The organism is Prevotellamassilia timonensis (genome assembly GCF_900106785.1).
Taxonomy (GTDB): domain Bacteria; phylum Bacteroidota; class Bacteroidia; order Bacteroidales; family Bacteroidaceae; genus Alloprevotella; species Alloprevotella timonensis.
Genome location: NZ_LT629845.1, coordinates 546,919 through 560,487 on the forward strand (window position 1 = coordinate 546,919; position 13,569 = coordinate 560,487).

At 44.6% G+C, this 13,569-nt stretch carries 12 protein-coding genes; 4 read left to right on the top strand and 8 right to left on the bottom strand.

Going from position 1 to position 13,569, the window contains the following annotated elements; all coding sequences use genetic code 11:
- Window positions 1–116: 116 nt before the first annotated feature.
- The 5 genes from ruvA to BQ5453_RS10885 form a co-directional block, all read right to left on the bottom strand.
- The gene (ruvA, locus tag BQ5453_RS10865; RefSeq protein WP_022102706.1) at window positions 117–719 is read right to left on the bottom strand and encodes a Holliday junction branch migration protein RuvA; all 603 of its coding nucleotides are present in this window, start codon (window positions 717–719) and stop codon (window positions 117–119) included.
- 71 nt (window positions 720–790) lie between these two features.
- Window positions 791–1,363: a GTP cyclohydrolase I FolE gene (gene folE, locus BQ5453_RS10870; RefSeq protein ID WP_071123635.1), complete on the bottom strand. Its 573-nt coding sequence runs from the start codon at window positions 1,361–1,363 to the stop codon at window positions 791–793.
- A gap of 22 nt (window positions 1,364–1,385) precedes the next feature.
- Window positions 1,386–2,063 (bottom strand): hypothetical protein, encoded by a 678-nt coding sequence (locus BQ5453_RS10875; RefSeq protein WP_071123226.1) that lies wholly within the window; start codon window positions 2,061–2,063, stop codon window positions 1,386–1,388.
- Between the two features lie 104 nt (window positions 2,064–2,167).
- Window positions 2,168–4,102 carry a triose-phosphate isomerase gene (gene tpiA, locus BQ5453_RS13850; RefSeq protein WP_235860079.1) on the bottom strand — a complete coding sequence of 645 codons (1,935 nt, stop codon included), beginning with the start codon at window positions 4,100–4,102 and terminating at the stop codon, window positions 2,168–2,170.
- Window positions 4,092–4,640: a DUF1599 domain-containing protein gene (locus BQ5453_RS10885; RefSeq protein ID WP_143033382.1), complete on the bottom strand. Its 549-nt coding sequence runs from the start codon at window positions 4,638–4,640 to the stop codon at window positions 4,092–4,094. The genes tpiA and BQ5453_RS10885 overlap by 11 nt, the downstream gene beginning before the upstream one ends.
- An 887-nt stretch (window positions 4,641–5,527) precedes the next feature.
- Here BQ5453_RS10885 and purB point away from each other — a divergent pair.
- The 3 genes from purB (at window position 5,528) to asnS (ending at window position 9,890) form a co-directional block, all read left to right on the top strand.
- A complete protein-coding gene (gene purB / locus BQ5453_RS10890; RefSeq protein ID WP_071123228.1) occupies window positions 5,528–6,874 on the top strand; it encodes an adenylosuccinate lyase in 1,347 nt (448 codons plus the stop codon).
- 295 nt (window positions 6,875–7,169) lie between these two features.
- Window positions 7,170–8,489: a pseudouridine synthase gene (locus tag BQ5453_RS10895; RefSeq protein WP_071123229.1), complete on the top strand. Its 1,320-nt coding sequence runs from the start codon at window positions 7,170–7,172 to the stop codon at window positions 8,487–8,489.
- 6 nt (window positions 8,490–8,495) lie between these two features.
- Window positions 8,496–9,890 (top strand): asparagine--tRNA ligase, encoded by a 1,395-nt coding sequence (gene asnS / locus BQ5453_RS10900; RefSeq protein WP_022102698.1) that lies wholly within the window; start codon window positions 8,496–8,498, stop codon window positions 9,888–9,890.
- A gap of 227 nt (window positions 9,891–10,117) precedes the next feature.
- Here the strand turns inward: asnS and BQ5453_RS14495 are convergent, their stop codons facing one another.
- Window positions 10,118–10,261 carry a hypothetical protein gene (locus BQ5453_RS14495; protein ID WP_022102697.1) on the bottom strand — a complete coding sequence of 48 codons (144 nt, stop codon included), beginning with the start codon at window positions 10,259–10,261 and terminating at the stop codon, window positions 10,118–10,120.
- A gap of 274 nt (window positions 10,262–10,535) precedes the next feature.
- Here BQ5453_RS14495 and BQ5453_RS10905 point away from each other — a divergent pair, with 274 nt between their 5' ends.
- Window positions 10,536–11,012 carry a cytidine deaminase gene (locus tag BQ5453_RS10905; protein WP_071123230.1) on the top strand — a complete coding sequence of 159 codons (477 nt, stop codon included), beginning with the start codon at window positions 10,536–10,538 and terminating at the stop codon, window positions 11,010–11,012.
- Window positions 11,013–11,138: 126 nt separating this feature from the next.
- On the opposite strand, the gene BQ5453_RS10910 is transcribed toward BQ5453_RS10905, so the two are convergent.
- Entirely contained in the window at window positions 11,139–12,149 is a 1,011-nt protein-coding gene (locus BQ5453_RS10910; RefSeq protein WP_022102695.1) for a class II fructose-bisphosphate aldolase, read from the bottom strand.
- Window positions 12,150–12,281: 132 nt separating this feature from the next.
- Window positions 12,282–13,559, bottom strand: coding sequence for a serine hydroxymethyltransferase (gene glyA, locus BQ5453_RS10915; RefSeq protein WP_394365349.1), 1,278 nt, complete (start codon window positions 13,557–13,559; stop codon window positions 12,282–12,284).
- Window positions 13,560–13,569 lie beyond the last annotated feature (10 nt).

Genomic DNA, 13,569 nt, shown 5'->3' on the forward strand with positions numbered 1-13,569 from the left:
TGGTGTAGAAAGACTTGACTTCGTTGCATGTAGAATACATCATTCTCTGCATAATCCGAAACAGCCTGCCTGTTCACTGCGCTGTAATGAATGCGCACAAAGCTCGATTGGTGTAATCAAAGCATTTTCAAGGCCTTTTTAATGATGCCTTCTACTGGCGTGTCAGGAGCTTCTTTCACAATCTGCATGACCACCTTTTGTGTGGGTGCCGGTGAAAAGCCGAGCACCGTCAAGGCTTGTACGGCCTCTTCGACAAGCGGTGATGATGCACTGACAGATTGTTCGCCACTTGCTGATGTGCTGCCTGATGTGCCAATAAATGATGCAACCTTGTCCTTTAGGTCCACAATAATGCGTTGTGCAGCCTTGGGGCCAATGCCTTTGACGCCCTTCAAACTGCGTACGTCCTCAGTTTGTACAATGTTTGCCAAGTCGGCTGGTGTAAAGGCCGACAACACCATGCGTGCGGTTTGCCCACCAATGCCTGAAACGCCAAGCAACAGTTCAAACAAGTCGCGTTCAATGCGTGTGGCAAATCCAAAGAGCAGGTATGCGTCTTCGCGTATAACTTCGTAAACGTATAGTTTAGCTTCCTTCTTGTTTTGAATGGCCGTGTAGGTGTTGAGCGAGATGTTGAGCGCATAACCTATGCCCGATGCTTCGAGTATGGCTTTGGTCGGCGTTATCTCGTCAACGGTTCCTTTGATGTATTCTATCATAAATGTTATAACGCTTAATGTCGTGTTTTATTGTAATAGGACAGTACTTTATTGCATGGCCGCACTATTGGCTAAGCGTTTTTGCCGATAAGTCGTAGGAATTCTGCGCGTGTTTTGGCTTGATTAAAAGCGCCGCAAAAGTCTGATGTGACTGTTACCGAATTGTCTTTTTCGACACCTCGCATTTGCATGCACATGTGGCGTGCTTCAATTACAACCATCACGCCTAAGGGTGAGAGCGCCTTATCGATACAGTCCTTTATTTGTTTGGTCATGCGTTCCTGCACTTGCAAGCGGTGTGAGAAGATGTCAACCACGCGGGCAATCTTAGACAAGCCGGTAATGTAGCCGTTAGGAATATATGCCACATGTACTTTGCCATAAAAAGGCAGCATGTGGTGCTCACACAAAGAGTAAAAGTTGATATCTTTCACAATGACCATTTGATTGTACGGCTCGCTGAACTTTGCAGAGTTCAGCACAGCTTCGGGATTCATTTCGTAGCCGCGTGTGAGCGTCTGCATGGCTTTAGCTACTCGCAGTGGGGTTTTGACAAGGCCCTCGCGATTAACGTCTTCGCCAAGCAGTTTTAATATTTCGTGATAGTGATATTGTAGTTGCTCCTGTTTGCTATTGTCTTCCATATTTGAGTTTTGACCGTTTTGTTTAGTAGGGAACATTGACCTCGCTTGCAACAATCCGCACTTCGTACGTAAAGTGTGCGCGTCGAATTTTTGTTACGTATTTTTGCGCTTCTTGTCTGGTTTTGAAATCACCGACGTGCGTCACCCAACGTGGGGCTTCGAAACTTGGATATACGGCAAGTTCTGCAAATTTTTCGCGGCACTTCCGTCCCATTTGAATGGCTTTTTGCTTGTCTGCGCGTGAGTTGCCGCCCGTAAATATGCAAATACGGAAACCTCGCGCTTTGTGCCTTGCACGCGAAACGTATGAATGTGAGCCTTCGTTCTCGCGTTTAGGTGTGTCTTTCCTTCCCGTGGTTCTATGCTGGCTTTCTGCTCTGTCATTGGCATGAGTTGTTGCTCTCGTGTCTTTACCAGCAATGTTGTGAGCGTGTTCAGCTTCGTTGTGTCCTGTGTTCTTAGGTGTGACCTTCGTGGCGGCGCTCCCTGTGTGTGTGTCGTCTTTTTTGACAGGAGTCGCTTTCTTTGTGTTGTGTTCGCTCGTTTTGGCGTTAACCACCTCGTCTATTTCGGGCGAATGGTTAATGATAACAGTACCTTTGCCCGCTTCATTTTGGCGCAGTTTCTCTGTGTAGGTTTTTTGTGCAAAGCAGTGCATCGACAACAGAGAAGAGCCTATGATGATGAGTAAAGATTTCATATATTATTGCGTTTTGTAAAAAGTGCGAATGTGCAAATACTTGAAGGACAATGCACCTTTGGTGCCAGCCTTCATTTATTTGCACATTTGCACATCAGTGTTTATTAAGCCTTCCAAGCATCGATAATGCCCTTGAAGTCGGCAGCCTTAAGTGCAGCGCCACCAATCAAGCCACCATCAACGTTAACCTTAGAGAAGATCTCCTTAGCGTTAGAGGGCTTGCAGCTACCACCATAAAGAATAGAAACGTTCTCGGCAGCTTCGGCACCGAACTTGTCGGCGATGGTAGAGCGGATGAAAGCGTGCATCTCCTCAGCCTGGTCAGCAGTGGCTGTCTTGCCAGTACCGATGGCCCAAACGGGTTCATAAGCCAAAATGATGTGTGAGAATTCCTCTGCAGTGAGGTCGAAGAGTGAACCTTCGAGCTGAGCCTTTACGATTTCGTTCTGCTTGCCAGCTTCGCGGTCTTCGAGTACTTCGCCAATGCAGAAAATCACGTCGAGGTTGTTGGCAAGAGCCAATTTAACCTTCTCCTTCAAGATTTCGGGAGTCTCGTGGTAGTAAGCACGACGTTCGCTGTGACCAAGGATTACGTAGTTGGCACCAGTGCTTTTAACCATCTCGGCAGAAACTTCACCAGTATAAGCACCGCTTACCTTGTCTGCACAGTTTTCAGCACCCAGGCCGATGATGTCCTGGTCGATGATGCCAGCTACAGAGGCAAGGTGAATGAACGGTGTGCAGATGATTACGCCGCAGTTGGGCTTGTCAGCAGTGAGCACTTCGTTCAACTCCTTTGCGAGTGCAATACCTTCCTGCAGGTTCTTGTTCATTTTCCAGTTACCTGCAACAATTTTCTTTCTCATGATTCTTTTTAATTGAAAACGTTTAACGTAGATATGATGTTTGTAAAATTTGTGTCCAATCCAAAGCGAGTCCGCCACTACTGCAATTATCAGTGGAATGATGAACCACAATATGAGCACCAATATGGGGTTGTAGTTGGGTTCGCCAATTATGCCGTTTATGCTGGCCCCGCTATTGTCTATTTCGGGTAGGTCGTTGTTGCTCCATTTTTTTACAACAATGCCATTGTGCAGCAGCATGAGCCCAGGGTTCGACCGCACCATTGTGTTCAGTTCGGTGTCCTCGGCCAGCAATATGGGGTAGGCTGCCCCGGTATGGTCAATCCATTCGGTCAAATCCTTGCCTGTTGACGAGGTGGCCATATAAAATGGTATGTTGTTGTCGCGGCAATAGTCGTGTAGGTCGTTTATGCGGTCGCAACACCCATCATCAGCAGTAACTGTAGATGGCACAGTGAGCAAAAAGGTGTAGCCATTGTGTTGAAGTATGTCAAAGGTTACGTCGTCGCCAGTCTTTTGGTCGGCCAAATAAAAATTGACAAGTTTGTTGCTTGCGCCGTCAGGGTCGTTTGTTTCAAAGGCCGCTTTGATGTTTGCTCCTTTAGTATATGGCGAAAAATCTATAATGGGCAGGTAATGCAGCGTATAGAGTGAAAGCGCTATGGCATATATCCATGAGTAAATGGATATGACCCAGTTGTTGCGAGCTGAAATAAACCTGCGGATTTTTTGTGGATAACATGACAGATAAACTGCTGCGGAAAGCAATACAATGTTTTTAGCCAATGTCTGTCCGTTGGTGAGTGTGATGGCATCGCCAAAACAGCCACAGTCCGCCACTGGATTATCGATGTAAATCCATACCGTGATGGCTGTGAATATCAGCATGAAAAGGGCGGTGACAATGGTAGTAAGACGCCGATGAACACCTATCAGCAGATATATGCCTAAAATAAATTCGACAACACCGAGTGACACGGCCCCGAATTGCAGCAATACAGAGTCGTCTGTTAGCGACAGCCCAACCGCTGTGGCATAGGCATGAAGCTTGTGAGCCATACCCATAGGGTCGTCCACCTTTACAAAACCTGAAAAGATGAACGTGACACACAACACAATGCGGCAGAGCGAATGCGCTATGATTTGCAGATATGTAGCAACTTTACTTTTCAATGATCAACTTAATCAGTCCGAAAACGGCGTAATTCATCATGTCCATGTAGTTGGCGGCAATGCCCTCGCTCACGAGTGTACGCCCATTCAAATCCTCAATTTGCTTGGTGCGAAGAATTTTCATGAAAATCAAGTCAGCATACGATTCTACGCGCATACCACGCCATGCCTCGTCGTAATCATGATTTTTCATGAGCATAAGCTCAAGTGCCTTTTTCGCTTGAGCATCATACAATTCGGTAGCCTTGTCATTGCTTATGTCTTCAGTGTTAGCTACGCCTAACTCAAGTTGTATGAGCGCGATGATGCTGTAGTTGACAATGCCTATAAACTCGGGCACGATGCCTTCGTCTATTTTAGAGCAGCCTTTTATTTGCAGCGAGCGTATGCGTGCTGCTTTGATGTATAGCTGGTCTGTCATGGTTTCGGGCCGCATAATGCGCCATGCAACGCCATAGTCGTGCAGTTTCTTTACAAAAAGTTCCCTGCACTTTTGCATTGCTTGCTCAAATTCTTCTTTCGTATTGTGTGTGGACATGACTCTGTTCATTATTTCAAGGTGCAAATTTAGCAAAATAATCACGTTATATAGACGTTCAAAATTATTTTTGCATCGAAAGTGCTTTATCCAGTCGCAGATATTTCCTTTGTTTCGGAAAGAAATGCGTATAAAGTGGATCAATTTTAAGGAGGTGAGGATGCCAAATTTTTAGCCTTGAATAGGCCTTTTTATGTGTACCATATTTTGATATTTGCTATTTTGTCTGCACTCTGCACTTTTGCTTGTATCTTTTTGATAATCAAGCACTCAGCGAGTGTATATAACGGTGAATTTTGCCTGCACTACCACTTACTTTTGTCTGCACTGCCACTCGCGTTTTACGGTATAGGGGGAGCGAAAATTTGGTTGCTCCGACAGAAAATCCGCTCTCCCTATATCGTAAAATGCCGGTGGCGTAACAGATTTGTGCGTGTGTGTGAAATGAACAGACTGTCTGTTTGGTATAACAAATGTGTAAGTGAACCGATTTGCATCTGAATATGTAAAGGGTGTGGTGAAAGGGTAGTGCCGGACTGCATCCTTCCGTGCAGATAGTGTAGATAATGGTGTAGATGAATTTTGTACTTGTCTACACTCTTGAAACTGTTGATATTCAATGAATAATCTGCGAAAGTGCAGAGTGTAGACAAATTGACAAATAATTGTGTGTAGTGGTACAAAGCCACATTCTTAAGACTATCGTCACTCTGTATACTTGTAGGTGCTCGATAATGTTGGTCGGTCCTTAAAGCAGACCGTTCATTATATACCTGATGTTGCATGGAATGAAAAAAGTGTTTTTTCGTTTTGTGCAACATTCAGTTTGCATTATCTTTGCAGACTGAAAAGTATTACTAACTAAAAGAACCTTAGGGTTATACATCATGGATTTGGATATACTGACAGCTGTGTCGCCGATTGACGGGCGTTATCGTTCAAAAACAGAAGCTTTGGCTCCTTATTTCTCTGAATACGCTTTGATGAAATATCGTGTGCGTGTGGAGATAGAATATTTTATCACTTTGTGCGAATTGCCCTTGCCTCAGTTGGCTGCATTCCCGCATGATTTGTTTGATAAATTGCGTGGCTTCTACCAAAACTTTTCAGAGGCCGATGCTGCGCGTGTAAAGGAGATTGAAAGCGTAACCAATCATGATGTAAAGGCTATTGAGTATTTTATTAAGGAGAAATTTGATGAAATAGGTGGCTTGGATGCCTTTAAGGAGTTTATTCATTTTGGCCTTACATCACAGGATATCAACAATACTTCCTTTCCCTTGATGCTGAAGGACGCCACTTATAAGGTGTATTTACCTTTGTTGCAGGAGCTCGTAGACCAACTCAATGCCTATGCAGAAGAGTGGAAGAATATACCAATGCTTGCCAAAACTCATGGCCAACCGGCTTCGCCAACTCGCTTGGGCAAGGAAGTGAAGGTGTTCGCTTATCGTTTGGAACGTCAAATTGCCCTGCTGAAGGCTTGTCCCATGACTGCAAAATTTGGTGGTGCGACGGGCAATTTTAATGCTCACCATGTGGCGTATCCAGAATTTGATTGGAAAGCTTTTGGCGCCAAATTCGTAAGCGAAAAGCTCGGCCTGGAGCGTGAAGAGTATACCACACAGATTAGCAACTATGACAACATGGCAGCCTTGTTCGATGCAATGAAACGCATCAATACGGTTGTAATTGATATGGATCGCGACTTCTGGCAGTATGTGTCAATGGAGTATTTCAAGCAGCGCATCAAGAAGGGCGAAGTTGGTTCGAGCGCAATGCCTCACAAGGTTAATCCGATTGACTTTGAAAACTCAGAGGGCAACTTAGGACTCGCAAATGCCATATTTGAGCATCTTAGCCGCAAATTGCCGGTAAGTCGTTTGCAACGAGATTTGACAGACTCTACGGTAATTCGTAATATCGGTGTGCCGATGGGACATTCTCTGATAGCTTTCCAAAGTTCGTTGAAGGGCTTGCGCAAACTGTTGCTGCATGAGGAAAGCATCAAGCGTGATCTTGATAATTGCTGGGCTGTGGTGGCAGAAGCCATTCAGACAATTTTGCGCCGTGAAGCTTATCCACACCCATACGAGGCTTTGAAAGCTCTGACTCGTACTAACGAGGCAATAACTGAAGAACGTATACATAATTTTATAGAGGGATTGAATGTGAGCGACTCTGTTAAAGCTGAGTTGCGTGCTATAACACCTCATAACTATACTGGTATCTAAGAAAACAACAAACTTTAGGTGCGATGCCCATGAATATGGTGTGCCGCACCTTGAGTTCGTTTTATGTGTTCGTGAGAATGCAGTAAATATAATCAACACGCGTTGACGAGATAGACTGGCGATTTTGATGAAAAGATGGGCTGTCAGGCTTGGAAATGGCCGCAAGAAAGCTCGCCATGTTCATTATACTTTTGGCTAATCCGTTACTTCCTATGAATAGGAATAGCCAGAGTGCCAATTAATGCGTCAGTTCCTAAGTCAGTCAACGGTTATTCAACAAAACAATCTTACAATTATGAGCGAAGATTATTACAAGAGTGGCGACCATAGCCGTGATGGCTACAAGTCGCAGAGTGAAGGTGGTGCAAATGGCAATCGCTTTGGTGGTGGCCGTCCACGTTTCAGTCGTGGTTCATTTCCTGCTGGTGGTAGCAATTATGGCCAGCAGCGTGGTGAAGGCGGCTATCGTGCACGTTATAACAATAATGGCTACTATGCTTCTGACGAAAATCGTCAGTACGGTAACCGTGGTGACAATGGTGGCTACCAAAATCGTCAACGTCAGGGTGGGGGCTATCGTCCGCGTTATAATTCGAATGACGAAGGTGGTTTCCAACCGCGCACAGGTGGTTATCGTGGCGGAAAGTCTCGATATGGCCAGGGCGAAAATGGTGGCTATCAGCAAGCTGATGGCTATCGTCCGCGCACTGCACAAGGCGGAGATTTCCGCGGCAATGGATCAGAGGGCGGTTATCGTCCCCGTTTCCAAGGTAATGGCTCATTCTATGGTGGCGGAAATGGACGTTCTCAACAGCAGCGTCGTGGTAATTACGACCCTCACGCAAAGTATTCGAACAAAAAGCGTATGGAGTACAAGGAGGAAAACTACGATCCGACAGTGCCTGTGCGTTTGAACAAATATTTGGCTAATGCTGGCGTATGTTCGCGTCGTGACGCAGATAAATATATTGAGGCTGGCGTGGTTAGCGTAAATGGACAGGTAGTAACAGAACTCGGTACAAAGGTGTTGCGCTCTGACGAAGTGAAGTTTCATGACAATGTGGTTAAAATAGAGAAGAAGGTTTACGTCTTGCTCAACAAACCCAAAGGCTATGTGACAACCAGTGATGATCCGCAGAACCGTAAAACAGTGATGGACTTGGTGAGCAATGCTTGCCATGAGCGCATATATCCTGTAGGTCGCCTTGACCGTAACACCACAGGTGTATTATTGCTGACGAATGATGGCGAGTTGGCCTCAAAGTTGACTCACCCTAAATTCTTGAAAAAGAAGATATATCACGTTACTACCGATCAGAATGTGTCGGCTGCCGATATTCACCAAATAGCAGAAGGCATTACGCTCGAAGATGGTGATATCAAGGCAGATGCTATTGAATATGCTTCGCCTACAGACAAGAAACAAGTCGGCATAGAAATTCACAGTGGCAAGAATCGTATTGTGCGTCGTATATTTGAAAGTCTGGGTTATCATGTGGTTAAACTTGACCGTGTGTATTTCGCAGGCTTGACTAAGAAAAATGTACGTCGTGGCGATTGGCGCTATTTAACTGAAAAAGAAGTGCAAATGCTCCGTATGGGGGCTTTTGAATAACAGACAATGAAAAGAACTAAAATCATAGACTTACTCAGCCGTAAAGATTTTGGCGCAGAGGTATGTGTCAAGGGTTGGGTTCGTACCCGTCGTGGCAGTAAATCGGTTAACTTTATTGCCTTGAATGATGGTAGTACCATAAAGAATGTACAAGTTGTTGCTGATGTGGAAAAGTTTGATGCAGAGATGCTCAAACTTATCACAACAGGTGCTTGTTTGAGCGTAGAGGGTACATTGGTTGAAAGCCAGGGTGCAGGACAAAGTGTTGAAATTCAGGCCACTAAGATTGAGGTGCTTGGCACTTGTGGTGCAGACTATCCTATGCAAAAGAAAGGACAGTCTTTTGAGTATATGCGTCAACACGCTCATATGCGTTTGCGTACAAACACTTTTGGAGCTGTGTTCCGCATTCGCCATAACATGGCCATCGCCATACATAAGTATTTCCACGATCATGGATTCTTCTACTTTAACACGCCGATAATCACAGCTTCTGACTGTGAGGGTGCAGGCCAAATGTTCCAAGTTACTACGAAGAACTTGTATGACTTGAAGAAGGATAAGGATGGCAAGATTGACTATAGTGATGACTTCTTTGGTAAAACTACTTCGCTTACTGTAAGTGGTCAGCTTGAGGGTGAACTTGGCGCAACAGCTCTCGGTGCTATTTATACTTTCGGTCCTACGTTCAGAGCTGAAAACTCAAACACTCCGCGTCACTTGGCAGAGTTCTGGATGATTGAGCCAGAGGTGGCTTTTAATGATATCACCGACAATATGGATTTGGCGGAAGATTTCATTAAATATTGTGTGCGTTGGGCGCTTGATAATTGCAAGGACGACTTGGAGTTCCTCAACAAGATGATAGACAAGACTCTGCTCGAACGTCTAAATTTTGTTGTTGATCACGATTTCGTACGCTTGACTTATACCGATGGTATCAAAATCTTGGAGGATGCTGTAAAACAAGGTCATAAGTTTGAGTTCCCCGTATATTGGGGTGTAGACTTGGCGAGCGAACACGAGCGCTACTTGGTAGAGCAGCATTTCAAGAAGCCTGTTATCTTGACGGATTATCCTAAGGAAATCAAGGCTTTCTATATGAAGATGAACGACGATGGCAAGACTGTACGCGCCATGGATGTATTGTTCCCACAGATAGGTGAGATTATTGGTGGTTCAGAGCGTGAAGAGAGCTATGACAAGTTGATGGCACGTATTAACGAACTTAATATTCCAATGAAGGATATGTGGTGGTATCTTGATACCCGCAAGTTTGGTACGTGCCCTCACTCAGGCTTTGGTTTGGGCTTCGAACGCTTGATATTGTTTGTTACTGGTATGCAGAATATTCGTGATGTCATACCTTTCCCACGTACTCCAAAGTCTGCTGACTTCTAAGTGCCTGTGATTATATTGTGACAAAACGATAGATCTAATATAGCCACGTTTTAAGTCTTTAGGCTTGAAACGTGGCTATTGTCTTTGATTGAGCAGACTGATTTTGTAGATGTATTTGCAATTACGTGTTACATTTGGTCTGTGTATATATGAAAAAAGAGGATCAGTAACAACCTGTTTGGTCGGAACTGATCCTCATTTGTATGATTTTTCTTTTTAGTTCTTGGTTAATTTGCTTTTACCATTGAACGATTTGTTTCTTGAACTTTGTTCAACTCACTGATAAGGTTTTGGCACATGGCACCATTGCCCATAGCTTGATAGCGCTGAATGCGGTATTTAAGCATTACAATCATCTTGTTCTTTTCCATTGTTTAGCGTCTTTGTTGCCCTCCGCGTTTCGGAGAGCGGTTTTCTAATCTTAGTTTAGTTTATCGTTTTATCTGGTGCAAAGTTAGTGCCATTTGCTGTTTCTGACAAGTATTTCAGTATGAAAGCACTATTTGAAACGATTTTTTAGCAATGTACCATACATTATGCTAAGTGTTGAGAGCAAAAATGTGGGAGTTTTTAAGCTAATCGTCTGTTCGGTTCAGAAGTATTTTGTAAGTTTGTATTAAGCAATTATCATATTACTAATTTGTTATGGAAAGTAGAGTGCTAAACATAAAGTATGTTACATGTTCGTTTGACGAACTTGAAAAATCTGATGCGGAACTCGTTGAAGCAGCCAAAAAAGCTACATTCTCGAGTTATGCTCCATATTCTAATTTTAGTGTAGGGGCTGCGGTACGTTTGTCTAACAACGAAATTGTACAAGGTAGCAATCAAGAAAATGCTGCTTTCGGTGCAGGAACTTGTGCCGAACGATGTGCAATGTTTTATGCTAATTCAAAATATCCGGATTATGCTATTTGTTCTATAGCTATAGCAGCGCGTGGCGTGTCTGGTGAGTTTGTGCATTCGCCCATATCTCCGTGTGGCGTTTGCCGCCAAGCCCTAATCGAGGCACAAACGAGGGCAAAGCTGCCGATTAGGGTCTTACTATATGGTGGGCGTGAAGTTTGTATCTTCGAAAGTGTCAGTGACTTGTTGCCTTTCCAATTTGATGAGATTTTATAGGGAAGGGCAGGGGACTGGCTTAATACAATTAAAAGAAAAATAGGAAGTAAGCAATCTCTTACCTATATATAAGAGATTAGCTTACTTCCTATAGTTTTTACAATAGTCTATTAGGCTATTGCTTGATTAGTCGCAGTTAGCGAGTTTGTTGTCAGAACCGAGCACGTCAGTGATCTTGTGCTTGTACATTTGTTCCATGAGGTCACGTGCAGGACCGCAGTACTTACGGGGATCGAATTCACCGGGCTTTTCGTTGAATACCTTGCGTACAGCAGCAGTGAAGGCGAGACGTGAGTCTGAGTCGATGTTGATTTTGCAAACAGCGCTCTTTGAAGCCTTGCGGAGTTGTTCTTCGGGTATACCAACTGCATCGGGGAGTTTACCACCATTTGCGTTGATGATGTCAACATATTCCTGAGGAACTGAAGAAGAACCGTGAAGTACGATGGGGAAACCGGGGAGCTTCTCCATGATAGCATCGAGGATGTCGAATGCCAAGGGAGGAGGAACGAGCTTGCCAGTCTTCGGGTCGCGTGTGCATTGCTCGGGAGTGAACTTGTAAGCACCGTGTGAAGTACCGATTGAGATAGCGAGTGAATCAACGCCAGTCTTTGAAGTAAAGTCAATTACTTCTTCAGGCTTTGTATAGTGGCATACTTCTGAAGCTACTTCGTCTTCAACGCCAGCCAATACACCAAGTTCACCTTCAACAGTTACATCGTACTGGTGTGCATATTCTACAACCTTCTTTGTAAGGGCAATATTCTCTTCGTAGGGAAGTGAAGAACCATCGATCATTACAGATGAGAAACCGAGGTCAACGCAGCTCTTGCAGAGTTCGAAGCTATCACCATGGTCAAGGTGAAGTACGATTTCGGGATGGTGGCAACCAAGTTCCTTAGCATATTCAACTGCACCTTCAGCCATGTAACGGAGCAGAGTCTCGTTAGCATAGTTACGGGCACCCTTAGAAACCTGAAGGATTACCGGTGACTTGAGTTCTGAAGAGGCCTTGATGATAGCCTGAAGCTGCTCAAGGTTATTGAAGTTGAATGCGGGGATTGCATAACCACCGTTGATGGCACGCTTGAACATCTCGCGAGTGTTCACCAAGCCAAGTTCTTTGTAGTTTACCATAATTGATGAGTAATTTTAATAACTATATGGATTGATTTTCTATGTGCAAAAGTACAACAACTTGTTTGAAATGGCAAGTGTTGTGTGTTTTTTTTCTATCCCTCCTTCTAAGAATGATTGGAGTGAGATATACTACCATGCAAAGAGCGGGTATTCTTTCATCATTTCGTTCACTTTACAACGTACAGTTTGAATATTGGTCTCATTGGTGGGATCGTTTAGTACAGTTTCGATCAGTTCGGCCAATATTATCATGAAGTCTTCTTTTACTCCTCGTGTTGTAATGGCTGGTGTGCCTAAACGAATGCCTGATGTTTGAAAGGCCGAACGGCTGTCGTATGGCACCATATTTTTGTTGACAGTAATATCTGCTTGTACAAGTGCCTTCTCTGCCTCTTTGCCTGTCAGTTCGGGGTATTTTGAACGCAAGTCTACGAGCATTGAGTGATTGTCTGTGCCACCGCTCACGATGGTAAATCCGCGTTCCATTAGTTCTTCTGCCAATTTGGCAGCATTCTTTTTTACTTGCATGGCATAGGTTTTGAACTCTGGTTGCAAGGCCTCGCCAAAGGCTACGGCTTTAGCTGCAATAATGTGTTCGAGTGGGCCACCTTGTATGCCGGGGAATACGGCGCTATTGAGCAACTGCCCCATGGTTTTAACAACGCCTTTTGGCGTCTTTTTGTTCCAAGGATTTTCAAAATCGTGTCCCATAAGTATCATGCCACCACGTGGACCACGTAATGTTTTGTGTGTGGTGGTTGTTACGATGTGCGCATATTTTATAGGGTTGTCAAGCAATCCTGCTGCAATTAGTCCAGCTGGGTGTGCCATGTCAACCATAAAAATGGCACCAACTTTATCTGCTATGGCTCTCATGCGGGCGTAATCCCATTCACGGCTATAGGCCGAGCCGCCGCCAATGATGAGTTTGGGCTTGTGCTGTAACGCAAGTTCTTCCATCTCATCATAGTTGACACGTCCTGTTTCCTTGTTGAGGTTGTAACCAATTGGATTGTACAGAATGCCAGACGTGTTTACTCTTGAACCATGAGACAGGTGGCCGCCATGGTCAAGATTTAGCCCCATGAATGTATCTCCGGGGTTTAGGCATGCAAGGAATACTGCGGCGTTGGCTTGTGCTCCCGAATGTGGTTGCACATTTACATACTCTGCACCGAAGAGCCTTTTGGCACGTTCGATGGCGAGGGTCTCTGTTTGGTCGACAATTTCGCAGCCGCCATAGTAGCGATGGCCGGGGTATCCTTCTGCATACTTGTTGGTGTGCCATGAGCCCATTGCTTTCATTACTTCGTCGCTGACAAAGTTTTCGGAAGCAATAAGTTCAATGCCTCGGAGTTGGCGTTGGTGCTCTGCTTCGAGCAGAGCAAAAATTTCGGGGTCTTTCATAATGTTTGGT